Raw genomic sequence first — 559 nt, 5'->3', positions numbered from 1 at the left:
CTGCAGTCTCGTCCTGAAAGTCGCGATGGTCTCAATCATCCACGTGTGATCGCAAACCCGGTCGCACCTTCGGGAGGGGCGTGAGTGGGCGCACCCGCACCCGCAGCCGTTCCTTTGCGTGCGGCGGCCGGGCCGTGACGACCATGCCGCCGCACTTGAAAAGGGATTCTTCGGGGAGCACGAGGCGCCTTCCGATAATGATAACAGGGTACCACGGACACACGCCTCGGTTGCGTTAATAATACGTGAACTGAATTTCGCCCGCGGCGGTCAATTTTACGAACAAATGCGGAACGCACCTTTTGTCGCCGCCGCGCATGCGCTAGATTTCCCGGCATGAGCAGTTTCGATGACATGGACGCCGCCGAAGGCGCCTCGCTGTCGGCGCGCGCCATGGCGGCGCGCCCCGCGCCTTATCTTGACGACCTGAACCCGGCGCAGCGCGAGGCGGTCGAACGGCTCGACGGGCCGGTGCTGATGCTCGCGGGGGCGGGGACGGGCAAGACCAAGGCCCTGACCAGCCGCATCGTGCACCTGCTGGTGAGCGGCAAGGCGCGCA

1 protein-coding gene is annotated in these 559 nt (G+C 64.9%); it reads left to right on the top strand.

Annotation, left to right across the window (positions count from 1 at the left end; all coding sequences use genetic code 11):
- Nucleotides 1-336 precede the first annotated feature (336 nt).
- The coding region (locus HC022_RS28410) for a UvrD-helicase domain-containing protein (protein ID WP_167454582.1) at nucleotides 337-559 on the top strand (223 nt) is incomplete at its 3' end.

Source organism: Salipiger sp. HF18, assembly GCF_011806505.1.
Classification (GTDB): domain Bacteria; phylum Pseudomonadota; class Alphaproteobacteria; order Rhodobacterales; family Rhodobacteraceae; genus Salipiger; species Salipiger thiooxidans.
Note: the sequence above shows the minus strand (reverse complement) of the source record. Positions and strands in the feature narration are given on the sequence as shown.